Consider the following 23001-nt stretch of genomic DNA (forward strand, 5'->3'; position numbering starts at 1 on the left):
CCCAAACGATGATCCTCGTGTCTGGCCGGTCCCGGACCCGCCACCGTCCGGCACAGCATCCCCCCAGGTGATCGAATCGGCCACTCAGCGGCGACCCCGCCCGGCAGCGGTCCCGCTTCCTTTACCGGCGGGCGGGCCGCGGCGCCCGGATTGTCCATTGTGGAGTGGGTGCGGGCGGGGAAGTCGGTGCCGGGTGGTAGTTTCCGGACATGGATCACGGGGTGGCGCTCACGGAGCGGGTCATCGAGTCGGTGCGGCGGGACCCGGGGCGCTCGCTCTACGACTACGTTCCCGTGCCGTGGGTGGTGGGTGAGCTGCGGCCGATGTCCCCGGCAGCCCTCGCGGAAGCCGTGTTCCCGTCCGGTCGGCCGCTGTCACCCAGTTTGCGAACCTGGCTCGCTTTCGACGTGGGCCTGTTGGCGCGGCACGGCTGGTTCACCCCCGACGGCGCCTTCGCCCCGCGCCCGCTGGACCGGTTGGTCGCCGAGGAGCTCAGCCAACCCTGGGCGGAGGACTTCGCCGCCCTCAACGACCGCTTCCCGGAGTGCTTCCTGCTGCCCGGCGGGTCGGATTCCCGGCGGCTGCTCGCCGTCGGTGAACCGGACTCGGTGGGGGAGTACCCGGTGCTGGCGCTGGACCTGGACGACCTGCCGTTCCTGGGGTTGATGTACCCGGGCTTCGACGTCTACCTCGGGCACACGGCCGGTTTCCTGACGATCCCCGGCCCCGGCTACACCGGGTTGTCCGAGGACCCCGTCCACGGTCGGCGGATGCGCGAGCACGCGGGCCACCGCTTCGACGGGGACCTGTACGTCCAGTTCCCGTTCTGAGTGCGGTGGCCCGCGGCCGGGCCAACACGACAAAACCGCGACAGCTACTCGGCAACCGCTTCCCGCGCCAGGCGGAAAGGGTGTTGGGTTGGCGGCGCTATCCGATCACCGTTCGTCGGAAATGAGTCGCCGGTTCAATGCGAGATCAGGACCCCGCCGCGTCACCGCGGGCTGTGCGGCGCTGCTGCTCGGCGCGTTCCCGGCAGCGGCGCAGGAACTCCTCGTCGGCCGCCGCGTCGGTCGCGGCGAACCGCCCCGGCCGGTCGTACTCGGGGAACCGCGGCGCGGTCCGCTCGTACGCGGCGGGGTGGCGGGACCGGTCCCGCGCCGACTGGATCCCCTGCGGGCGACCGGCGATCAACCAGAGCAGGGACCCGACCAGCGGGAGGACCAGCACGATCAGCAACCAGCCGAACTTCGGCAGGTTGCGCGGTGCGCCGTCCGGCGTGGTGATCACGTCGACCAGGCAGAAGATCCACAGGGCCAGCGTCGCGAGCCCGAAAACACCACCGAAGTAGAACACGTCTGCTACCCCCAAGTAGAAACGGACGGGCGCCATTCTAGGGGCACCCCGCGCGGGCGCCGGAACGCCCCCCGCCGTTGGTGAATTGCGGTCATGTTCCATTTCGGACCACGCCGAACATGACCGCCGCAGGCCGGAACACCGCCTTCGCTGACGGCCAAAGGGGCAGGACCGCGGACCGCGGTCAGGACGATCCTGACGCGCGCGGGGGTGGTGGCGCGCGAACTCAGGGCGCGAGAACAAGGGAGTCGAGTGCATGGCTGGAGACATCAACCTCAACGAACAACTGGTGGCTCGCGCGGACGGCGCGACGCACGCGGTGGCGCACGAGTACGGCGAACTGGTGGTGGCCGCGGTGCCCGAGGGCACGGTCGCCGCGCTGGCGGTGGACGAGGACGGGCTCGACGAACTGGCCTCGATCGGGCTCGCCGCGCTGCGGTTGCGCGAGTCCGACGACTACGCCGAGGCCAAGGCGCAGCGGCCGTTGGACGGGGCGAACTGGGGCGACGGCGACGCCCCCGACGCCCCGGACGGGGAAGTCGCCGCCGAGTCCTTAACGGACAGTGAAGCGGGTGCCGCGCTGTCGGCGCGGTTGACCGGCCGGGTGGCGGTCGGCATCGTGATCGTCAACGGTCCCACCGCCGACCTGCAGTTCACCGCGGCCGAGCGCACGAAGGTCGTCGCCGAGGTGCAGAACGGCCTCAGTTGGCTCGGCGCGCAGAGCAGTCCCGGCGGGGTCACCTGGGTGTACGACGTGCGCACGCCGTCGATCAGCACCCAGCCCAACCCGAGGGCGGACGACGGCGAGAAGGAGCCGCTCTGGCGCGACCCGGCGCTCAAGGCGATCGGGTTCGACACGGCCGCCGAGTACGCCGAGAAGTTGCGCGACACCAAGAACACGAACTGGGCCTACGTCGCCTTCTTCACCAAGTACCCGGTCCGCCACTTCGCCTACGCCTCCATCGGCGGCCCCCGGCTGGTCATGCAGTACAGCAACGACGGCTGGGGCGTGGACAACATCGACCGGGTGTTCGCCCACGAGACCGGTCACATCTTCGGCGCCCCGGACGAGTACGCCTCCAGCGGCTGCGACTGCGGCGGCTCCTGGGGGCCGTGGGGCAAGCCCAACGCCAACTGCGAGACGTGCGCGACCGGCGGCGGCGAGCCGTGCATCATGAAGGCCAACACGTGGGCGATGTGCCCGCACACCCCGTGGCACCTCGGTTTCCCGCAGGGGCAACGCTATTCCGGCGTGTTCACCGCGGGCACCGGCGGGCACGGGTTGTGGGTCAACGCCGACTGGTCGCACTTCGTGGCCAAGTGGCAGGAGTGGAGCGGCGCGGGGCTGCGGCTCGACGAACTGGAGATCAGCAAGCCGGGCGGCAACCTGCGCTACTCGGGCGTGTTCTCGGCGGGCGCGGGCGGACACGGTTTGTGGGCGCTGGTCGACTGGGACAACTTCGTCGCGAAGTGGCAGGAGTGGAGCGCGCAGGGGCTGCGGCTGGTCGACCTGGACATCACCGAGGTCGACGGGAAGCTGAAGTACTCCGGGGTGTTCCGCGAGGGCACGGGCGGCTATGGCTTGTGGGTCAACGCGGAGTGGTCCAACTTCGTGGCCAAGTGGCAGGAGTGGAGCGCCGCCGGGCTGCGGCTCGACGACCTCACGGTGACCTCGGTCAACGGGCAACTGCGGTACTCCGGGGTCTTCAACGCCGGTACCGGCGGCTACGGGTTGTGGGCCCTCGCCGACTGGGACAGCTTCGTGGCGAAGTGGAAGGAGTGGAGCGGCGCTGGGCTTCGGTTGGTGGACCTGGACATCAGCGAGGTCAACGGTCAGCGCCGGTACTCGGGCGTGTACCGGGCCGGATCGGGCGGCTACGGGCTCTGGGTCAACACCGACTGGTCCAGCTTCCTCGAGAAGTGGCAGGAGTGGAGCGCCAACGGCATCCGCCTCGTGGACTTCGACATCACCCTGACCGGCGTCGAGGCGTTCGCCGACACCAACGCGGGCCTGCTCATCGAGGCCGCCTCGGCACCGCACACCCCGACCGCCGCCGGGGTCGGGTTCAATTCGGTCTCCCTGGCCGCGGTAGGGGAAAGCGTCATCCACAACGCCCTGGACGACGGCACCGGCGACCCGGCCCCCGGCACCGGCTACCTGCTCACCCCGACCGACGCGGGCCAAGGCGGCCGCTCCGACCTCGATGACTTGGTCCTGCCGGTGACCACCGGCTTCGGCTCCATGTCGATCGACTGACACCCGCCGCCCGCTGCCGCGTCTCCGCTGCTGTATCTGCGGGCGCGGCAGCGGGCGTGTGTCTGCTTGGCAAGGAAGTGTCGCGGATTTGTCGAAAAGCCGGATGTGGTTGTGGGAGGTGGTGGAAAACGGACAGTAATGGACTCCGCGGGCTCCGCGATGCTCATGTCGGGACCGGAAGTGAGGAGTCCGACAATGGCCACCGCTGAAGCGCTGGGAAACGCCTTCTTATCGGCGTTCGAGAAGCTGGGTATCGATCCCGAGATGGCCCGCCGGGGCGTGTCCGAATACGCGACGGTGGAATCCTGGATCAATTCGCAGACCGCTCAGGCCGCGCTGGTCGGTGGGGCCGCGAGCGCCGTCCCGGGGGTGCACCACGCCGGGGTGTTCGTCGACGCCGCGGTGCTGATCCACAAGATGGCCATCATGACCTGGGGCATCGGGTACAAGGTGGGCGCCGGGGTCGACGGCAAGCTCGACCTGGCCAACACGCTGGCCCTGTGGTCGGGCGCGGTCGACGAGGACGTGCTCGTCGTGGCTGGACTGGCCGCGGTGGCCGTGGTGGGCGCGGCCGCCAGCGGCGGTGGCACGGCGTTCGCGTACGCGGTCGCCGCCAAGATCGCGGGCAAGGTGGCCGGTGCGGGCGCGGCGGCCGCGGCCACCAAGCTCGGCGCGAAGGGCGCGGCCAAGGGCGTCGGCATGATCGCGGGGAAGTTGGCGAGCACGACCATGAGCCATGTCGCGCCCCACCTCGGCGCGAAGATGGCGGCGAAGTTGGCCACCAAGCACGTGACCGGTTGGATTCCGGTGGTCGGCGCGGTGACGGCTGGTGGAATCAACGTGTGGGTCATGAAACGGCTCGCCGACTCGGCAACGGCGTATTACAGGGCGAAGGCGCGGTATTCCTAGCGGCCATTGATCTGATCGGCGCACGATCGGGTCAGCGGCCGGTGGTGCCGTCGACGAGTTCGCGGAGGATGTCGGCGTGGCCCGCGTGGCGGGCGGTTTCCTCGATCATGTGGGTGAGGACCCAGCGCACACTCGGCGCGGCGCGGGCGAGCGGCGCGCTGGGGTCGGTGCACTGGTCAAGGATCTCGTTGGCGCGCTTGACCGTGTCGCGATAGCCGGTGACGACGTCGGTCACGGTGTCGGTCGGGGCGGCGTGGAAGGTCGCGGGCCAGTCGGTGACCTTGACGCCGAGGAAGTAGGAGCGCTCGACCTGCGTGAGGTGGTTGAGCAGGCCCAACAGGTTCGTCCCCGATGGCACGGCGGCCGTGCGGACCTGCGGCTCGGGGGCGCCTTCGACCTTCGCGGCGATGGACGTCCGGAGGTAGTCCAGGAACCCGCGCAGGGTCTCGATCTCGGTGCCGCCCGTTCGCGGCGGCGGCGTGTCACGGCGGCGCATCGTGTTCTCCTCAGGCACGGCGGATGAGCAGGACGTGGTCGGTGACCTTGGCGGTATTGCCGTCCGGTCCGGTCGCGACCCGGCTGGGCGAGTCGGCCCGCTCGACCGACCACGTGGTCGGGTCCAGGGCGATGGCGTCGGCCACCTCCCGCGGACCGGGGAATCGGGCTTGGCGGTCCCACGACCACGGCGCGGCCGAGCCGTGGTCGACGACCAGCAGCAGCCCGCCCGGGCGCAGGGCGTGCGCGGCGGCCCGGAAGACGGCCGCGCGGTCGAGGTCGAAGGGCGTGTGCAGGTAGTGCGCGTTGACCAGGTCGAACTCGCCGGGTGGGAACGAGTCGCGCAGGTCGTGCCACCGGGTGGTGATGCCGCGGTCGGTGAGGCGCTCGAGCGCGACGGTCGAGATGTCGGTGGCGGTGACGCGCCAGCCGCGGCGGGCGAGCCACAGCGCGTCGCCGCCGTTGCCGCACCCGAGGTCCAGCGCGTCGCCGGGTGGCGTGGTCGCGACCGCCTCGGTGAGGCGGGGGTTCGGGCGCGGGTCGGCTGGTGCCGGGCGGGCGGCGTAGGTGCCGTCCCAGAAGGTGACCGCGTCGGGGCTCATCGGGACTCCAATCCTCTGGACGCCCCCAGTGTTGGCGCAGCCGCCGCGACTTGGCACGCGATCTTGCGGTTCTGGCAAGATGGCCGCGTGGACCACGACGACGTGCTCGACGCGGTGGGGCCGCGGTTGCGGGCACTGCGCCGTGAACGGGGCATCACCCTGGCCGACCTCGCGGCGACGACCGGCGTGTCGGAGAGCACCCTGTCGCGGCTGGAGAGCGGGCTGCGCCGGGCGACCCTGGAGTTGCTGCTGCCGCTGGCGCGCACCTACGACGTCCCGCTGGACGACCTGGTCGGTGCCCCGCGCACCGGTGACCCCCGGATCCACCTCAAGCCGATCCACCGGTTCGGGATGACGTTCGTGCCGCTCTCGCGGCGGCCGGGTGGGGTGCAGGCGTTCAAGATGATCATCCCGGCCGAGCTCCGCGAGCCGACCCCGCAGACCCACGACGGGTCCGAGTGGCTCTACGTGTTCAACGGGCACCTGCGGCTGGTCGTCGGCGAACGCGACCTGGTCCTGCCGCCGGGGGAGGCCGCCGAGTTCGACACATCCGTGCCGCACTGGCTGGGCAGCGCCGACGGCGGGGTCGTTGAGCTGCTCATCCTCTTCGGCCCGCAGGGGACGCGCGCACACGTACGCGCGGAGGGGAATACCGGGCGGCCCCGGCGCGCTGACCATGGGTGACATGCTTGGTGGACCGTCGTTGACAGATCGTCGTTGATTGATCGTCGTGGGAGGTAGGGCGTTGAACCCGGAAGAGCTGTTCGAGGTCGACTCGGACGTCCCGGAGCTGACCGGCGCCGTGCTCCTGCACTACTTCAGCGGCTTCATGGACGCCGGTTCCGCCGGGTCGACCCTGGTGGAGCACCTGCTGGAGACGCACGAGCACCGCGTCATCGCCCGCTTCGACATCGATGACCTGATCGACTACCGGTCCCGCCGCCCGGTCATGACCTACGACACCGACCGCTGGCAGGACTACGACGCCCCCGAGCTGGCCGTCCGCCTGCTGCACGACGCGGTCGGCACGCCGTTCCTGCTGCTCACCGGCCCCGAACCGGACCGCCGCTGGGAAGCCGTCGTCGCCGCGGTCCAGACCCTGATCGAACGCTGGGGCGTCCGCCTGGCCGTCGGCGCCCACGGCATCCCGATGGGCGTCCCCCACACGCGTGAGCTGTCGGTGATCTCCCACGCCACCCGGCCGGAACTGGTCACCGAGCGGTTCCCGCTGAGCCGGGTGCAGGTGCCCGGCAACCTGTCCGCGCTGCTGGAACTGCGCCTTGGCCAAGCCGGACACGACGCCATGGGCTTCGCCGCCTACGTGCCGCACTACCTCGCCCAGAGCACCTACCCGGCCGCCGCCCTCGGCCTCCTCACCGCGGTGACCGACGCCACCGACCTGGTGATCGGGGCAGACGCCCTGCGCGCGGCCGCCAAACTGGCCGACGCCGAGGTCACCCGCCAGGTAGCGGAATCAACCGAGATCTCCGAGGTCGTCGAGGCCCTAGAACGCCAATACGACGCCTACGCCGAATCCTCCTCGCAGAACCTCCTCGTACCCGAGGGCGAACCAGTCCCGAGCGCAGACGAACTAGGCGCTGAATTCGAACGCTTCCTCGCCGAACTACCCCGCGACCCCTGATCGACAATTCGCGCACTGACCGAAGATCGTGTGCGAATGGCGATCAAGAATGGCTCCATGTCCAGCTGATCATTGTGTGGCCTGCGACATGTGCCGATCTTTGATCGCTGGGTGCTAGCCTGCGCCCGGCATGGAACTGTCGGGCTAGAGGGGTGTCGCAGTGGGCGAGAATCAGGCCGTCTTCGTCACCCTCAAGTTGGCTGGTGGGCACTTCGGCTCGGATGACGAGCGAAAGGTGATCCGGGCTCTGGAGCACGACATCAGTGCCGCTATCGACGCCGCCGGCACCGGTGAGTACGACGGTGACGAGTTCGGTGGTGGTGAAGTGGTCCTTTACATGTACGGACCAGACGCCGACGCGCTGTTTGCCACGGTTGAACCGCTTCTCCGGCGGGAGCCGCGGTTCCCGGGCCACGCGATCGTCCGCTACGGCGAATCCGGTACCGCCACTCCCCGGCGGCAGGTCGACCTGTAGGGGCTTGCGCGTTGCTGGCGGAGGGTTACGGACACGGGGTTGATCTACCCGGGTGTCACCTGATCGGGGGAGTGGCTAGTCTCTGCGCGTGACTGCGCACCCCGAGGTCGACTGGGCCGAGCTCGAACACGCCTACGGCTCCGCCGAGGACACCCCTGAGTTCATCGAGGCCCTCCGCGGCGAGGACTGGGAAGACGCGATCGAGAACCTCTCGGCGTCGATCCTGCACCAGGGGACGGTCTACCCGGCCACCTTGCCCGCGGTGCCGCTCCTGGTCGACATCGCGTTGGACGCCGAGGCGCCGGGGCGGCACGGGGCGTTGTGGTTCGTCAGCGCCTACGCCGAGTCCATCTCGCAGGGGGCCAGCGAATCGTCGCACTTCCTGCCCGAGGACACCGACATGGAGGTGTTCGACCGGGAGGCCCGTGCGGCCCTGGCCGACGCGGCCGCTCGGCTCGCACCGTTGCTCGAGGACGAGGACCCCGAGGTCCGCGCTGCGGTCTACCAGTTCGCCGCGTACCTGGTGGGGGACCCGGCGGCGGAAGCGTTCATGCCGTTGGTGCGCGCCCGGTTCGAGCAAGAGGACGACAGCGCGGCATCCGTTGCGTTGATGGAGCCGTTGATGCGGCACGGCCTGTTCACCGCGGCCGACTTCGAGACTGTGCTGGAACGTGGCGATGACGCGCTGACCTTTGCGGCGGCGTGGGCGGCGGTCGCGGAGCGGTTGGACTACCCGGACGCCGTGGACCACGTGCTGCGGCTGTGGTCGGAGCAGGCGGAGGAGTACCCGGGCAACGGCGAGGCCGCCTCGCTCTCGATCCTCGCCAGCCACGCTGGGCCGGACGCGATTCCGGTGGTGCGCGGCCTGGTCGGCACCGTCGACGCCGAGGTGGTGATCGCGGGCTGGGTCGAGGTCGCGTTGGCCTCTCGGGCCGCGACGGGGGAGGCGGTGGACGGGCTGCTCGCGGTGAGCCCGCGTGACGCCGCAACGGTGCAGGCATTGGCCCAGGTCTTGCCCGGCGCTCCCGACCGATCCGCAACGGTGTGCGACGCGGTGGCCGAGTTGGCCGATAGTGACGACCTCGCGACCGTCGCCGCCGTCGCCGCGCTGCTGTTCGCGGCCAAGGACCCGCGCTGGGTCGCGCCCGCCATCGCCGTGACCGCCAACGCCGAGGAGCCCAGTGTCGACCTGGGGCGGGTCCAGTCGTCCTTCGCCTTCGCCCTGATCGGCTTCCCCGCCGAGAACCGGGAGCTGGCCTGGGCGGCGACCGACCTCACCGAGGTCGCCAGGGCCGCGCTCGCCGCCTGGCGGACCCAGTCCTGGGTCGAGGTGCTCGCCGCCCTGCCGCCGAGCCCCGAGGTCGTCTCGGCGGCCCTCCCGCTGCGTGACGAACTGCCCGAGACGGTCAGCGAATTGTTGGCGCGCATCGCCGTAACGAACCCCGAGCTGGTCGCCCCGCACGCACCGACCGGCGACGGCCCATGGGCGCTGACCGCGCGCGCAATGGTGCAGCCGGACACCGACCTGGACGCAACGTTCCGGCAGGCGTGGGCGGCCAACGGCGGCGACGACAACGCCGACAACGACCTGATCGACACCTGGGCACACCGGCCGTCCGAGGCCCTGCGCGAGGCCTGCCTGCGCGTGCTCGACGGCACCGCCCGGACCTCCTACCCCGAGCGGTTCGCCCAGCTCGCCGCCGCCAAGGTGGCCCCAGACGCCGCTTGGCCGACCGTGCGCGCGATCGTCGACGCCGCCGAGAACCCGCTCGCCGAGGCGGTCGACCTGGCCAAGGGCTACCCCGAGCACCGCGCCGAGCTGGTCGAGCTGCTCGCCGACATCGCGGAGAACGGCCGCGAGACCTGGTCCGGCATCGACCTGATGTCCATGGCCGTCGCCACCCGCGCCCTGGTCGAACTCGGCGAGGTCGACCCCGCTGACGCCGTCGACACCGCCGTCGACCTGCTGTTCGACGCCATCCCCGAGCACAGCGCCGCCCGGCTCGCCCCCGTCGTCGGCGACATCCTCGCGGCCTGCCCGGACGCGCGGGGCACCGCGGCCGAGCGGCTTGCCCTGCTGCTCGACGGCGACCACCGCGTGCCCACCGCCAGCGAGACCATCGCCGACGACGTGGCGATCGTCGCCGCGCTGCGCAAGGGGCTCTGATCCGCACGGTTGCGCGACGGGTGCGGAGCGAGGGCTAAGTCGGTGCGCACCGGGACACCGGGGTGGTCGCGGGTTGACGATTGCTCCATCAGGAACCGAGCAGCACCACCGCGAAGGAGCCCCCGATGACCGAGAACGAGATGTCGACGCTGCGTGACGTTGCCGACAACGCGATCCTGTTCCACAACGGCCTCTGGGGCGGCCCGAGCGGGTTCCGCTGGGCCGACAACGACGGCAGCGCCGCGGGCAGCGTCCCGCAGTGGGAGTCCGAGTCCCTGGAGTCCCTGCTGCGCCGCGGTCTGGCCCAGATCCACCCGTGCACCGGCGGCGGCAGGCTCGCCAAGGTCCGCCTGACCAACACCGGCGCCGACATGCTCGACTGGCAGATGGCCGCTTAAGCCGGACCGAACTTCGGCCACTCGATGGCCGGGCACCGGTCCTGCACGAACCGCAGACCGGCGTCGACCGCGCGCTGACCAGCGGCGTCGTCGACGACCAGCAGTTGGAACCAGACAGCCTTGGCGCCGATCGTGATCGCCTCGTCGGCGAACGCGCCAGCGTCCTCAGACCGGCGGAAGACGTCGACGCAGTCGACCTGGAACGGGATGTCGGCCAGCGACCGGTACCCCGGCTTACCCCAGACGGTCTCCGCCTTCGGGTGCACCGGAACGACGCGCTTGCCGTGCCGCTGCAGGAACCGGGCCACCCCGTGCGCGGGCCGTGCCGGGTTGTCGGCCAAGCCGATGATGGCCCAGGTGTCGCAGTTCGCGAGGATCCACTCGATGTCCCCGGGGTCAGCGGTGCTCATGCGCCCAGCCTCTCACAGCTGATACCGTCGCCCGCCGTGAGTGATCATGTGGTGACTGTCCTCGGCGCGACCGGCAAGACCGGCCGCCACGTGTTGACCCAAGCCGCCGCCCGGGGCTGGCGCGTCCGCGCCGCGGGCAGGCGCCCCGCCGAGTCCGGCGACTTCACCCCGTTCGACTGGGACGACGAGTCCACCTGGCAGCCCGCCTTCACCGGCGCCGACGCCGCCTACGTCGTCATCCCGTTCAACCACGCGGGCGCACCGGAGAAGGCTCCCGACGTCCTGCGCGCCGCTGCCGCCGCGGGCGTTCCCCGCATCGCCCTCCTGTCGACCATCGACGTCGACCACGCCCCGGCCGACGACCCGACCAAGGTCGCCGAGCAGACACTGCTGTCCCTGGGTGTCGCCGCCGCGCTGATCCGCCCCACCTGGTTCCTCGACAACTTCACCGTCGGCTCCTTCCGCGGCATGCTCGAGACCGGTGAACTCCGCCTGCCCGCGGGCGAGGCCCCGTTCCCGTTCGTCGACACCCGCGACATCGCCGCCGTCGCCGTGGCGGCCATGGCCCCCGACGGCCCGACCGGCCCGCTCCCCGTCACCGGCCCCGAATCGGTCAGCCACCACGTCGTCGCCGAGGCGTTGCAGGACGCTCTAGGGCGCCCGTTCCGCTACATCCCAGTGGAGCCTGCCGAGTTCATCGCACTCCTCGAGTCTCGCGGCTTCACCTACTCCTACGGGGACTTCCTCGCCGGAGCCCTCGGCAAAGTCGCCGACGGCACCTTCGTCATCCCCGTCGCCGACACGGTCGAGGTCCACTGCGGCAGGCGCGCCTACACCCCGGCTGAGTTCGCCAAACACTTCGCTCAGAGCTAGCTGGCCAGATCAGGCTGCGCTACTACGTGGATCCCACGCTTCAGGCCTATAGGACAGCGCCTAGTTGGGCTTAATCGCCGCGACCGCGGGGAGGATGGCGAGGGCGAGGATGCCGCAGGCGAGTGCGAGCACCGGGTAGCCCACGGTGCCGACCACGACGCCGGAGGCGAGGCCGCCGGAAGCTCCCGCGATGGCGACCGAGACGTCGATGGTGCCCTGGGTCTTGGCGCGGGTCGCCAGCGGTACGGCGTCGGTGATGATGGCGGTGCCGGAGACCAGGCCGAAGTTCCAGCCCAGTCCGAGCAGCGCCAACGCCAGGGCCAGGAGGGGAACGGAGTCGCCGGGGGCGGTCGCGGCGATGATCCCGGCGGCGAGCAGGGTGGCGCCCGCGCCGACGGCCAGGGTGATGCGGCCGTAGCGGTCGACGAGCCAGCCGGTCAGCGGTGAGGGCAAGTACATCGCGCCGATGTGGATGGCGATGACCAGGCCCGCCGCCGCGGTGCCGTGGCCGTGGTCGCTCATGTGCACCGGGGTCATGGTCATGATCGCGACCATCACCAGCTGGGTGAGCACCATGATCAGCGCGCCAGGCAGCGGTCCCGAGCGGTACCGCGGCCCCGGCTCGGTCCTCGGCTGCGCGGCGGACTCCGGCAGGGCCTCGGCCCGGGCGAGCAGCAGCGGGTCGGGGCGCAACCAGACGGCGAGCACGAGAGCGGCCAGGGCGTAGGCGATGCCGGAGAGCATGAACACCCCGGCCAGCTCCGGTAGACCGACGGCGAGCGCGAGGTGCCCGGTGGGCGCGGCCAGGTTCGGGCCCGCGACGCCACCGAGGGTGGTGGCGACCAGCACCGTGGACACCGCGCGACCCCGGTGGGCCGGGTCGGCGAGGTCGGCGCCCGCGTAACGGGCCTGCATGTTGGTCGCGGTACCGGCGCCGTAGACGAACAGGGCGATGAACAGCAGCACCGGGTTGCTCAACGCGGCCGCGATGATCACGCCCGCACTGCCGATCGCCCCGGTCAGGTACCCGATGGCCAGACCGGGGCGGCGCCCGCGGGCGTGCGAGACGCGGCCGATGGAGATCGCGGCGAGCGCGGACCCGGCGGTGGCCAGGGTGGTCGGTAAGCCTGCCAGGTTGGTCGACCCGAGCATGTGCTGCGCGAGCAACGCCCCGACGGTGACCCCCGCGGCGAGCCCGGCCCCGCTGAGGATCTGCGCGACGACCAAGACGGTCAGGACACGTCGCTGGGCACTGGCGCGCGGCGACGCCGCGGCGGCTGGGGTTGCGCTGGTCACGGTGTGTACTTTCCTGCGTGGCGGGGCCCGGTGATCGATTTCGTGGCGGAGCTCTCCACCCTGCCTGATCCAGTCGGACCACGCCGAACGGCACCGGACGCCCGGACTGTGTCCACAATGGCCTCGACGCACCCGGGCGAGATCTGCTCGCGCGGGTACCGAGGTGACCACGACCACTGAGATCTGTACTCCATATGGTCTATCGCTGGTAAAGTGGGAACCTCCGTGGCGGAGCTCCTCATGATCAGGCCAACCGCCGCCGGGCAGCCGGTGTGTGTCCACAGTGGTCTCGAATACTCGGGTGAGATCTGTCCGCGCGGACACTACGGTGGCGGCGAGAACCTGATGGGGGGAGAGATCGTGTACTGGACCGTGCGCCGTCGGCTGTCTGACTTCGCCACCCGCTTGAGCGTGTTGCGCGACCTCGATCGCCCACAGCCGGGCAAGTCGCACTACCGCGACAGCGACGGCAAGCACATGGACGGCTACGTGACTTTCGGTGCCGAGCGCCATCAATTCGAGTGCCAACCGCTCCAGCACGAGCAGGTGATCGCTCTGGAGCAGGCCATGGGTGTGCGGTTGCCCGAGCAGTTCCGCGAGTTCTTGTCGAGCATCGGAACCGGTGCGGGGCCGTACTACGGGATCGAGCCGTATGAAACGCTGCTCGAGTGCGCGCGTCCGGCATGTGCCCGACCGTTCCCCTGGGCCGAGGACGACACCTTCTGGCTGGACGAGTTCAGCGAATCCGATCCGGACGGCTGCTTGCCCATCGTCAGCTACGGGTGTGGCACCATCGTCGCCCTGATCACCGCTGGCGCTCACCGCGGCCGGGTGGTGTACCTCGGCTTGGACTTCGCGTGCGTCCCCGGACCGGATTTCCTCACCTTCTACGACAAGTGGCTCAACGAGAGTCTCGCAGAGCTCGAATCCGGAGAACGTAGCTGAACCGGGTGGGGAGAGAACGTGTACTGGAGCCTGCGGCGTCGGCTGGTGGAGATTGCGAACCGGCTGGGTGTGTTGTGTGAGCAGGATCGCCCTCAGCTGGGGAAGTCCGTCTTCATCGGCCGCGACGGTAGGCGGCTGGACGACTATGTGACGTTCGGTGCCACGCACCACAAGTTCCAGCGCCAGCCGGTGAAGCAGCCGCGGTTGCGCCAGTTGGAGAAGGCGATGGGGGTGCGGCTGCCCGAGGAGTTCCGGGTGTTCCTGGCCTGGCTCGGTACCGGTGCCGGACCGTACTACGGGATCGCGTCGTTCGAGAAGCTGCTCCAGGCTGCGGGCCCGGCGTGTGCCCGCCCGTTCCCCTGGGGCGAGAACGACACGTTCTGGTTGAACGAATGCAGTGACGCGGATCCGGATGGCTGTCTGCCCATCATCAACGCGGGCTGCGGCGACTACATTGCTCTGATCACCGCAGGCGCCCACCGCGGCCGCGTGGTTCACATCGGTTGGGACTTCGAGTGCGTGCCCGGGCCTGACTTCCTCACCTACTACGACCTGTGGATCATCGAGAGCCTTGCCAAGGTCAACTCCGGCGGGCACGTTGTGGGCGGTCCCGCGATGCCCAAGCGCAGATGGAGTGTCGACTGAGGTGTCCGAGCCGGTGCTGCCAGCTCGAGGTGTGAACGTGTCATCCACAGTGGATGGACGAGTGAAGACGTTCTGGTTCAACGACACGGTGGCCGGGCGGGCAGCGGCGGTACCTGTCCGGACACGATCGGGCCAGTCCCACGCCCAGGGGTGATGTCGGGATACCGCTAGCGCCACGGGCCGCCATCCTTTAGACCTACAGGTATGACGACCTTTCTCCGCCGTGGTCACCGCGGGGCGCGGCGCCTCGGCCACACCGACGGGTTCCCGCCGCCGACCGGCACCGCGGTGCCGACCCCATAACATCGTCCGGGGCGGTGGCAGGCGTCGCCGCAACCCCCACCTGATCGCCGCGGGCATGGCCCGAACCGGCGTACCAGAGCACGTCAACGGAGGAGAACACCCAGTATGGACAGCATCCAGCGGGGTCGCGCCGAGACCCTGCGCGCCCTGCACGACGGCACCCTCGTGCTGCCGAACGCCTGGGACGCCGCGAGCGCGGCGGTCATCGCCCAGGCCGGGGCCACCGCGATCGCCACCACCAGCGGCGGCGTCGCCTGGTCCGCGGGGCGCCCGGACGGGCACGGCCTGACCCGCGAGGGCCTGGCCGAGCTGATCGGGCGGATCGTGCGGGTGGTCGACGTCCCGGTGACCGCCGACATCGAGGGCGGCTACGGCGAGTCCCCCGAGGACGTCGCGGCGACGGTCCGCGCGATGGTCGCCGCGGGTGCGGTGGGGGTCAACCTGGAGGACTCGATCGCCCCCGGAGGGCCGCTGCACGCCGCCGCGGCCCAGGCCGAGCGGGTTCGCGCCGCTCGCGCGGAAGCGGTGGCGGCAGGGCTGCCGGAGCTGTGGATCAACGTCCGCACCGATGTGTACCTGTTCGGCATCGGCCCGGCCGAGGGACGCCTGGCCGACGTGCTGACCCGGGCGGAGGCATACGCCGCCGCTGGGGCCGACAGCCTGTTCGTGCCCGGTCTCGTGGACCTCGAGGTGCTGGCCGAGCTGGTGGCTGCCAGTCCGCTGCCGATCAACGTCATGGTCTGGCCCGGCGCGCCCACGGTGGCGGAGCTGGAGGCGGTCGGCGTCCGCCGGGTCAGCGTCGGTACCGCCATCGCGCAGTCGGCGTACGCGGTCGCGGCCGCTGCGACCACGGAGCTGCTGGGCAAGGGCACCTACGACGCGTTGGTGGGCGGCCTCGACTACGGCGCACTCAACAGTGCGGTGACGCGCTGACCCAACGAGGCCGTGCCGAGGATCGACTGCCCTTGGCGCGGCCTCTTCACATGTCCAGACAGGAACATCCGAACCCCAGACCGGACCGCGCGAACAGAACCGCCAAGCCACTCGCCGACGGCTTCCCCACCGCCCCCAACTGATCGGTTACGCGAACACCCCCGCCACCGATTGACCGATCATGACCGTGTCTGACGCCCCCGACTGGCCAACCTGCGAGTCGAACGAACCCTGCCGGGGCGCCCAAGTCGGGAAGTCGGGGATGTGCCTGTACCACTCCGACGATGAAGGGCGTGCGCTTGTATTGCGCCCCCGAACCACCCCGTACGACTTCAGCGGTACCCGAATCACCGGCGAGCTCGCGGAGGCGCTGGCGAAACTCCCGCTCGATGTTGGGATCTGGCTGCGCGAGGCCGTATTCGAGGTGGACGTCAACTTCGACAGGGTGGAGTTCGGCCGTGCGGACTTCAACGGCGCGGAGTTCCGCGGCCACGCCAGCTTCCTGGATTGCCAGTTCAAGGGGCTGGTGATGTTCGAGGGGACGCGGTTCCGCAAGGACGCGATGTTCGGTGGGTCGACCTACCACGACAACGCTGACTACTCCGGCACCCTCTTCGAGGCCAAGGCCAGTTTCACTGGCGCCACCTTCAGCAAGGTCGCCTGGCTGGGGCCGTTCGTCGCCGACGAGGTCGATCTCGAAGGGGCCCAGTTCGACGGCCACGTCGAGGTGGTGGCCGAGACAGCGCTGGTCCAGGCGCGGCGGGTGCGGTTCGACGACACCGCGATCTTCCGGCTGCGCTATGCCGTGCTGGGCCTCGAAGGCGCCACCTTCGGTGTCTCGAGTTCCATCTCCGGCAGCGACCGGCCGTTCGTCGCCCATCGCACCGGCCCTATCGCCGCCTCGGCGGAGGTCGTACAGGGGTGGTTGCACCGCCAACAGCGCGAGGACCCCGACACCGCGTGGAACCCGCTCCTGGTCTCGGTGCGCGACAGCGATGTCGGCAACCTGGTGCTCACCGATGTGGACCTCCGCTGGTGCCAGTTCGCCGGTGCGCGCAAGCTCGACCAGTTGCAGATGGAAGGCCGGTGTCCGCTCAACGAACCCCCGCACCGCCGCGGTCGGGCCCGCCGGGCAGTCTTGGCCGAGGAGCACTTCTGGCGTGCCGGGAGAGGATCGGGGACGTGGACCGCCGAGCACCCACTCGGCGAACAGACCAGTCAGATCCGTGCCGACCGGCTCGCCGCGCTCTACCGATCACTGCGAAAAGCGTTCGAAGACGGCAAGAACGAGGCGGGAGCGGGCGACTTCTACTACGGGGAAATGGAAGCCCGCCGCCACGCCACCACCACAACCCGGCCGGAGCGGTGGATCCTCACCGCGTACTGGGCCCTCTCCGGCTACGGCCAGCGCGCGTCCCGGGCCTTCGCCGCCCTGCTGATCCTGATCGCGGTCGTCACAGCCCTTCTCGTCGGCTGGGGTTTGCCCACCTCCGACCCGCAGCGGATCACCGGCGCGGTCCAGCCAACAGCCACCGTCCTCACCGTTGCCGAGCAGCAGACGAACCTGCCGCCCGGTGGGCAACGATGGACCTTGGCGCGCACCGAGAAGGCGCTGCAGCTCGCGACCGGCGCCGTGGCGTTCCGCGATGCCGGGCAGAAGTTGACCCCCGTTGGTACGTGGACGGTCACCTCTGCCCGGCTGGGCGGTCCGCTACTGCTGGCCCTCGCGGCGCTGGCCATCCGGGCACGGGTCAAGCGCTGAAAAGCCGCCCGTACCCGCTCACATCACGCGGCGACGTCCCGGCCGTGCGCAGGCTGTGCCACAGGCACGCCTGGTTCGACGTCACCACCGGCACACCCAGATCCGCCTCCAACGACGCCACCGCGTCCGCGCACCGGAACCCGTTGCCCGCCAACAGGATCCCGTCCGCCGACGAGGGGAAGTCGGCCCGCACCTGCCGGTAGACGTCGGCGGGTCGGACCTCCCACTGCGCGCCCGCGTCCCAGGTCTCCCAGGGCTTCAACGCGTCCCAGCCGCGGCCCAACCGGAACCGCTGGATGTCGACCGGCGGGTGCCCGGCCTCGGTGAAGTACGACCGGCCCACCTCGACGATCTCGTCCTTGAACCACGGTGGCACCACCACGTAAGGCCGCGAGACCCCGACAGCGGCAAGGGCCGCGGCCGACGACTGCGCCGCCGTCACCACCGGGGTCCCGCCCGCGGCCGCGCTCGCCCGGGCGGCGAACGAGACGTCGAACGCGGGACCGCCGAACAGGCTGGACGTGGTGAAGCAGACGCAGATCGCGTCCAGCTTCATCCCGCCGAAGAACTCCAGCCCCCGCGCGACGTCCGGCGACGACGCGACCAGCTCGGCCGGGTCGTCACCGTAGTCCGATGTGCCCGGTTTGCGCGGGCTCTCGAACCGGGCCGCCACGATGGACACCCCCGGGGGCGCCATCGACCAGAACTCCGACTCGGCCACCGGGTCCTTGTCGATGACCAGGACCCCGATCGCCGCGCGCCACCCCCACCGGTCCGACCGCATGTCAGGTCCGCGCCGGGGTGAGCGTGGACAGCCGGTTCTCGGCGAAGGCCAGGGCGACCAGCACCACCAGCGTGCCGACGACCATGTTCCAGGTGATGGGCTCGCCCAGGGTGATCAGGCTGACCAGCACCGCGGTGATCGGGACCAGGTAGTTGACCGCCGAGGCGTTGGCCGCGCCCATGTCGCCGATGAGCCGGAAGTAGATCAGGTACGCCAGGCCGGTGCCGACGACGCCGAGCAGCAGGATGCTGATGACCACGCCGGGGCTGAAGTGCGGCGTCTTCCACGGGAAGAACGGCGTGACGATCGCCTGCAGCACCGTCGCGGTGATCACCTGCGTCGTCGCCGACACCAGCGGCGGGACGCCCTTCGAAGCGAGCATCTTCTTCACGTACACCGTCTGCAGCGCGTAGCAGAGGGCGGCGCCGAGCACCGCGAGCTGACCGACCAGCGACCCGGACGAGGTCGACCACGGGCCGATCACGATGACCACGCCCGCGAAGCCGAGCACGAAGCCGACCCCCTTGCGCCACGTCGCGCGCTCGGCGGGCAGGGCGGCGGTCACCGCGGCCAGGGTGAGCAACGGGGTCGCGGCGATCAGCACACCGGCCATCGCCGCGCTCGTGCGTTGCTCACCCCAGGCCAACAGCAGGAACGGGGCCACCATGCCGAGTATCGCCGTCACCACGGTGTGCCCCCACACCGCCGCGTTCTTCGGTAACCGGCCCTTCGTGGCGGTCAGCACCGCGAACAGCACGATCGCGCCGAGCACCACCCGGCTCAGCACCAGTTGGGCCGGGGTCAGGCCGTCGACGGCGATCTTGATGAACGTGTAGCTGGCACCCCAGATGAAGGCCAACAGGATGAACAGGGCGATGTTCACTCGACTCATGGGTTACGCGGTTTCCCTACGGGATCAGACGAGAACGGGGGAGGGGATGCTGTCCAGGCCGTCCTGCAGCGCCTGGTCGCTGAGCGCGTCGTCGGACAGCGTCCCCGCCAGGTACTTCTGGTAGGCGACCAGGTCGAAGTCGCCGTGGCCGGACAGGCCGAGCAGGATGGTCTTGCCGACGCCCTCCTCCCGGCAGCGCAGTGCCTCGTTGACCGCGCCGCGGATGGCGTGCGTCGACTCCGGGGCGGGCACGATGCCCTCGGCCCGCGCGAACAGCACGCCCGCCTCGAAGCAGTCATTCTGGCGGACGGCGATCGCCTCCATAAGACCCGTCTCCACCGCGCGGCTCACGACCTGGGCGATGTTGTGCGCGCGCAGCCCACCGGCGTGCACCGCGGGCGGGATGAACTTGTGCCCGAGGGTGTGCATCCGGAACAGCGGGGTGAGCCCGGCCGAGTCGGCGTGGTCGTAGGCGATCCGACCCCGGGTCAGCGTGGGGCAGGCCGCGGGCTCGACCGCGATCAACCGGACGTCCTGCCCACCGGCGAGCTTCTTGCGCAGGAACGGGAACGCCAGACCCGCGAGGTTGCTGCCGCCACCGGCCGCCCCGACGACGATGTCCGGGTAGTCGTCGGCGAGCTCGAACTGCTTGACCGCCTCCTGCCCGATGACGCTCTGGTGCGCGCACACGTGGTTGAGGCCGCTGCCGCGGGTGTAGCCGTACTCGGGGTTGGCCATGGCGAACTGCAGCGCCTCGGACTTGGCCACCCCCAGGCTGCCCGGGTGGTCGGGCCGCTCGGCGAGCACCGCGCGGCCGGACTCGGTCTCGGTGCTCGGGCTCGCGGTGCAGATGGAGCCGTAGGTCTCCATCAGCGTCCGGCGGTACGGCTTCTGCTCGAAGCTGACCCGCACCATGAACACCTTGGTCTTCATGTCGAACAGCGCCCCGGCCAACGCCACCGCGCTGCCCCACTGGCCCGCGCCGGTCTCGCCGACCAGGCCCGTCTTGCCCGCCTGCTTGTTGTAGTACGCCTGCGCGAGCGCGGTGTTCGGCTTGAAGCTGCCCGTCGGCGCGACGCCCTCGAACTTGTAGTAGATCCGCGCGGGGGTGTCGAGCGCCTTCTCCAGTCGGCGCGCCCGGAACAGCGGGGTGGAGCGCCACTGCGCGTAGAGCTGGCGCACCGGCCCGGGGATCTCGAACTCGGGTTCGGAGCTCAGCTCCTGCTCCACCAGCGCGGGCGGCATCGAGCGGGCCAGCGCGTCCAGGCTGACCGGCTGCCGGGTCGCCGGGTCCAGGATCGGGGCGATCCCACCCACGTCGACCGCCGGGTTGTACCAGGTGTGCGGGATGTCGGCCTCGGTCAGCTCGTACTTGATGTTGTCCATGGTTGAGCGCTCCTAGCTGGCCTCGCCGGTGAGGGATCCCCCGGCCAGCTCGTCGTCGGATCGGAACAGCTTCGGGTGCGCGGCGCGGATGCCGTCCACCACGGTCTCGTACGGGAAGTCGTCGAACTCGCCGCGCATCCGCAGGAACTCCATGTGCCTGCGGCCGTTCTCGTCGTACGGGTGGTACAGGCTGTCGGACCGGCCGTCGAACTCCAGCGGCGCGATCTTGTACATCTTGCACAGCAGCTTGTTGAACACCGGGGTCGCCTTGACCCACTTGCCGTCCAGGTGCACGGAGGTGAGGCTGTGGAAGCAGAACACGTCCCCGCCGACCAGCTCGCGCAACCGCTCCGAGGACAGGTGGTTGCGCACGTCGCCGTAGACGATCCGGCTCGGCACGCCGACCGCGCGCACGGCCGCCGCGTACACAATGGACTTGTGCACGCAGAATCCCCTGCGCTTCTTGAGGATCGCGCTGGCGGTGAACTCCTCGCGCGTCATCCGGCTGCCGTAGACCTCGTAGTTGATGCCGTCGCGCACGGCGTAGTACAGCCGCACGGCCTTCTCCAGGTCGCTTAGCCCCTCCTCCGGGATGGCTTTTGCCACGAACTCCTGGACTGTGTCGGAGTTGTAGTCGAGGAACTCGGTCTCCCGAGTCAACTCGTCTCCCACGGTGTGTCCCCTCATAACCCCATCATCGCCGCGACGCGCTGCCGCTGGATCTCCGTGGTGCCCGAGTAGATCGTCCCGGCCACCGCGTTGCGCACGTCCTTCTCGACCCCGTACTCGGTCATGTACCCGTACCCGCCGAACACCTGGACCGCGGCCAGCGCCGAGGCCAGGTTCGCCTCGCTGACCACCAGCTTGGTGATCGCGACGTCGGTGGTGACGTTCTTGCGCGCCACCAGCTTCTCGGCCGTGTCGTAGAGCCACTTGCGCGAGGTCTCCACCCCGATCCGCATGTCCACCAGCTTGTTGGACACCGACTGGAACGACCCGATCGACTGGCCGAACTGCTTGCGGGAGCGGGCGTGGCGCACGCACTCGCGCAGTCGGTGCTCCATCTCGCCCAGGTTCACCACGAACGACAGCAGGATCTCCCACTTCATCACGTGGTCGAGTACCAGGAACCCGGCACCCGGCCTACCGACCGTGTTCGAGGCGGGCACCCGGACACCGTCGAGGAACAGCTCGCTCAACGGCGAGGTGCGCAGTCCCATCTTGCTCATCGGCGTGCCGAAGTGCAGGCCGGGGGAGTCGCGCTCCACCAGGAAGGTGGTGATCGCGTCCGGCGCCCCCGCGGTCCCGGTGCGGGCGTAGACCATGACCGTGTCGGCGATCGGACCGTTGCTGACGAAGGACTTCGACCCGTTCAGCACGTAGTGGTCACCGTCGAGCACGGCCGTCGTCCGCATCGCCATCATGTCCGAACCCGCGTCGGGCTCGCTGATCGCGTGCGCCCCGATCGCCGTGCCCGCGCACACCCCGGGCAGGTACCGCTGTTTGAGCTCGGCGGAACCGAAGCGCTGCAACGGGATCCCGGTGCTGACCACGTGCGTGGTCACCGAGAACGGGAACCCGCCGTCGCGGCAGCTCTCGCCCAGCCCCTCCAGCACGTACATGGTGGTCAGCAGGTCCGCGCCCAGACCGCCGTACTCGGCGCCGAAGGGCAGGCCGAGCAGCCCGGACTCGCGCACCAGCGCCCACCCCGTGCGGGAGAACTCGCCGGTCGGGTCGCGTTCCAGGTGGTCCTCGCCCGCCGCGGCGCCCAGCTCGGCCGCCGCGGCGCGCAAGGTCCGCTGCTCGTCGGTCCAGACGATCACGGGGAACACTCGTAATGGGAGAACCCGTCGGCGTCGAGGTTGTGCCGCTCGTCGCCGCGCAGCGCCGGGGTGAAGATGCTGACCAGCTCCAGGTCCTGGTCCGGGCCCGCGATCAGGAAGTGCGCGTCGTGCTCGTCGAGCGCGTAGAGCACGCCCGGTTCGAGCCGGTGCGTGATCCCGTCCGGGGTCTGGATCTCCCCGGAGCCCGCGATGCAGTAGCAGGCCTCCAGGTGCTGGCGGTACTGCAACCGGGACTTGGTGCCCGCGCGCACGGTGGTGTGCGCGACGGAGAACCCCATGTTGTCCGGTCTCAACAGGAACCGGTAGCTCAGACCGTTACCCCAGTCGACGCACGCGACCTCGGAGCGGCTGCGGACGATCATCAGGCTGGCCCTTTCACGAGAGCGGACTCAACGAAGGCGTCGATCGCGCGGATCGACCGGAACTGCTCTGGGGCCAGGTCGAAGTCCTCGACGGGCAGGTCGAAGCGCTCGCCGAGCCAGCCGATCAGCCGCAGCAGGTCGAGGCTGTCCACGACGCCGTTGGCCAGCAGGTCGTAGTCGGCGTCGAGTTCGTCGGCCCGGATGTCGGGGGCGAACTCGGCCACGACGTGGCGGGTGATCTCATCGATGCGGGACATCGTCTCTGGTG

The 23001-nt window shown here is 70.2% G+C and carries 25 protein-coding genes; 13 read left to right on the forward strand and 12 right to left on the reverse strand.

What is annotated here, in order from left to right:
- The first annotated feature begins 209 nt into the window (after positions 1 to 209).
- Positions 210 to 830 carry a hypothetical protein gene (locus LV75_RS33080; protein WP_253891402.1) on the forward strand — a complete coding sequence of 207 codons (621 nt, stop codon included), beginning with the start codon at positions 210 to 212 and terminating at the stop codon, positions 828 to 830.
- A 145-nt stretch (positions 831 to 975) separates the two neighbouring features.
- Here the strand turns inward: LV75_RS33080 and LV75_RS33085 are convergent, their stop codons facing one another.
- Positions 976 to 1353, reverse strand: a complete 378-nt coding sequence (locus LV75_RS33085) for a PLDc N-terminal domain-containing protein (protein WP_253891506.1) — start codon at positions 1351 to 1353, stop codon at positions 976 to 978.
- A gap of 256 nt (positions 1354 to 1609) precedes the next feature.
- Here LV75_RS33085 and LV75_RS33090 point away from each other — a divergent pair, with 256 nt between their 5' ends.
- Both LV75_RS33090 and LV75_RS33095 read left to right on the forward strand, forming a co-directional pair.
- Positions 1610 to 3610: a metallopeptidase domain-containing protein gene (locus LV75_RS33090; protein ID WP_253891404.1), complete on the forward strand. Its 2001-nt coding sequence runs from the start codon at positions 1610 to 1612 to the stop codon at positions 3608 to 3610.
- A gap of 195 nt (positions 3611 to 3805) precedes the next feature.
- Positions 3806 to 4519, forward strand: coding sequence for a hypothetical protein (locus tag LV75_RS33095; protein ID WP_253891405.1), 714 nt, complete (start codon positions 3806 to 3808; stop codon positions 4517 to 4519).
- A gap of 31 nt (positions 4520 to 4550) precedes the next feature.
- Here LV75_RS33095 and LV75_RS33100 read toward each other — a convergent pair whose 3' ends face one another.
- On the reverse strand, positions 4551 to 5015 hold the full coding sequence (locus tag LV75_RS33100) for a DinB family protein (RefSeq protein WP_253891407.1): 465 nt from the start codon (positions 5013 to 5015) through the stop codon (positions 4551 to 4553).
- Between the two features lie 10 nt (positions 5016 to 5025).
- Positions 5026 to 5616 carry a class I SAM-dependent methyltransferase gene (locus tag LV75_RS33105; protein ID WP_253891409.1) on the reverse strand — a complete coding sequence of 197 codons (591 nt, stop codon included), beginning with the start codon at positions 5614 to 5616 and terminating at the stop codon, positions 5026 to 5028.
- A gap of 87 nt (positions 5617 to 5703) precedes the next feature.
- On the opposite strand from LV75_RS33105, the gene LV75_RS33110 reads away from it, so the two are divergent.
- From LV75_RS33110 to LV75_RS33130, 5 genes are all read left to right on the forward strand, one after another.
- Complete coding sequence (locus tag LV75_RS33110; protein WP_253891411.1) at positions 5704 to 6300, forward strand: helix-turn-helix domain-containing protein; 597 nt, start codon at positions 5704 to 5706, stop codon at positions 6298 to 6300.
- Between the two features lie 37 nt (positions 6301 to 6337).
- Complete coding sequence (locus LV75_RS33115) at positions 6338 to 7258, forward strand: proteasome assembly chaperone family protein (protein WP_253891413.1); 921 nt, start codon at positions 6338 to 6340, stop codon at positions 7256 to 7258.
- Between the two features lie 160 nt (positions 7259 to 7418).
- Positions 7419 to 7733, forward strand: coding sequence for a hypothetical protein (locus tag LV75_RS33120; RefSeq protein ID WP_253891415.1), 315 nt, complete (start codon positions 7419 to 7421; stop codon positions 7731 to 7733).
- An 88-nt stretch (positions 7734 to 7821) separates the two neighbouring features.
- On the forward strand, positions 7822 to 9900 hold the full coding sequence (locus LV75_RS33125) for a hypothetical protein (protein WP_253891417.1): 2079 nt from the start codon (positions 7822 to 7824) through the stop codon (positions 9898 to 9900).
- Positions 9901 to 10025: 125 nt separating this feature from the next.
- Positions 10026 to 10298 (forward strand): hypothetical protein, encoded by a 273-nt coding sequence (locus LV75_RS33130; protein ID WP_253891419.1) that lies wholly within the window; start codon positions 10026 to 10028, stop codon positions 10296 to 10298.
- On the opposite strand, the gene LV75_RS33135 is transcribed toward LV75_RS33130, so the two are convergent.
- On the reverse strand, positions 10295 to 10708 hold the full coding sequence (locus tag LV75_RS33135; protein WP_253891421.1) for a CoA-binding protein: 414 nt from the start codon (positions 10706 to 10708) through the stop codon (positions 10295 to 10297). The two genes, LV75_RS33130 and LV75_RS33135, sit on opposite strands and share 4 nt — an antisense overlap.
- Before the next feature lie 36 nt (positions 10709 to 10744).
- Between LV75_RS33135 and LV75_RS33140 the strand changes: the two genes are divergently transcribed.
- Positions 10745 to 11581 carry an NmrA family NAD(P)-binding protein gene (locus LV75_RS33140; protein ID WP_253891423.1) on the forward strand — a complete coding sequence of 279 codons (837 nt, stop codon included), beginning with the start codon at positions 10745 to 10747 and terminating at the stop codon, positions 11579 to 11581.
- Positions 11582 to 11641: 60 nt separating this feature from the next.
- Here LV75_RS33140 and LV75_RS33145 read toward each other — a convergent pair whose 3' ends face one another.
- Positions 11642 to 12877: an MFS transporter gene (locus tag LV75_RS33145; protein ID WP_253891425.1), complete on the reverse strand. Its 1236-nt coding sequence runs from the start codon at positions 12875 to 12877 to the stop codon at positions 11642 to 11644.
- Between the two features lie 225 nt (positions 12878 to 13102).
- Between LV75_RS33145 and LV75_RS33150 the strand changes: the two genes are divergently transcribed.
- The 4 genes from LV75_RS33150 (at position 13103) to LV75_RS33165 (ending at position 17465) form a co-directional block, all read left to right on the forward strand.
- Positions 13103 to 13822, forward strand: coding sequence for an SMI1/KNR4 family protein (locus tag LV75_RS33150; RefSeq protein ID WP_253891427.1), 720 nt, complete (start codon positions 13103 to 13105; stop codon positions 13820 to 13822).
- 18 nt (positions 13823 to 13840) lie between these two features.
- Positions 13841 to 14467, forward strand: a complete 627-nt coding sequence (locus LV75_RS33155; RefSeq protein ID WP_253891428.1) for an SMI1/KNR4 family protein — start codon at positions 13841 to 13843, stop codon at positions 14465 to 14467.
- A gap of 408 nt (positions 14468 to 14875) precedes the next feature.
- Positions 14876 to 15703 (forward strand): isocitrate lyase/PEP mutase family protein, encoded by an 828-nt coding sequence (locus tag LV75_RS33160; RefSeq protein WP_253891430.1) that lies wholly within the window; start codon positions 14876 to 14878, stop codon positions 15701 to 15703.
- Positions 15704 to 16007: 304 nt separating this feature from the next.
- Positions 16008 to 17465 (forward strand): pentapeptide repeat-containing protein, encoded by a 1458-nt coding sequence (locus tag LV75_RS33165; protein WP_253891431.1) that lies wholly within the window; start codon positions 16008 to 16010, stop codon positions 17463 to 17465.
- On the opposite strand, the gene LV75_RS33170 is transcribed toward LV75_RS33165, so the two are convergent.
- Genes LV75_RS33170 through LV75_RS33200 form a run of 7 tightly spaced genes read right to left on the reverse strand, consistent with a single transcriptional unit; the run spans position 17455 to position 22990 of the window.
- Positions 17455 to 18249, reverse strand: coding sequence for a maleate cis-trans isomerase family protein (locus tag LV75_RS33170; protein WP_253891433.1), 795 nt, complete (start codon positions 18247 to 18249; stop codon positions 17455 to 17457). The genes LV75_RS33165 and LV75_RS33170 overlap by 11 nt on opposite strands.
- A 1-nt stretch (position 18250) precedes the next feature.
- Positions 18251 to 19141 (reverse strand): DMT family transporter, encoded by an 891-nt coding sequence (locus LV75_RS33175; RefSeq protein WP_253891435.1) that lies wholly within the window; start codon positions 19139 to 19141, stop codon positions 18251 to 18253.
- Between the two features lie 24 nt (positions 19142 to 19165).
- Entirely contained in the window at positions 19166 to 20527 is a 1362-nt protein-coding gene (locus tag LV75_RS33180) for a TrpB-like pyridoxal phosphate-dependent enzyme (protein ID WP_253891437.1), read from the reverse strand.
- 12 nt (positions 20528 to 20539) lie between these two features.
- Complete coding sequence (locus LV75_RS33185; RefSeq protein WP_253891439.1) at positions 20540 to 21187, reverse strand: transglutaminase-like domain-containing protein; 648 nt, start codon at positions 21185 to 21187, stop codon at positions 20540 to 20542.
- A gap of 23 nt (positions 21188 to 21210) precedes the next feature.
- Positions 21211 to 22350, reverse strand: coding sequence for an acyl-CoA dehydrogenase family protein (locus LV75_RS35730; protein WP_253891440.1), 1140 nt, complete (start codon positions 22348 to 22350; stop codon positions 21211 to 21213).
- Positions 22347 to 22733 (reverse strand): ectoine synthase, encoded by a 387-nt coding sequence (locus LV75_RS33195; RefSeq protein ID WP_204452806.1) that lies wholly within the window; start codon positions 22731 to 22733, stop codon positions 22347 to 22349. The genes LV75_RS35730 and LV75_RS33195 overlap by 4 nt, the downstream gene beginning before the upstream one ends.
- The gene (locus LV75_RS33200) at positions 22733 to 22990 is read right to left on the reverse strand and encodes an acyl carrier protein (RefSeq protein WP_253891442.1); all 258 of its coding nucleotides are present in this window, start codon (positions 22988 to 22990) and stop codon (positions 22733 to 22735) included. The genes LV75_RS33195 and LV75_RS33200 overlap by 1 nt, the downstream gene beginning before the upstream one ends.
- Positions 22991 to 23001: the final 11 nt, after the last annotated feature.

Origin of the sequence: Actinokineospora diospyrosa (genome assembly GCF_024171925.1) — a bacterium.
In the GTDB taxonomy this organism is placed as follows: Bacteria; Actinomycetota; Actinomycetes; order Mycobacteriales; family Pseudonocardiaceae; genus Actinokineospora; species Actinokineospora diospyrosa.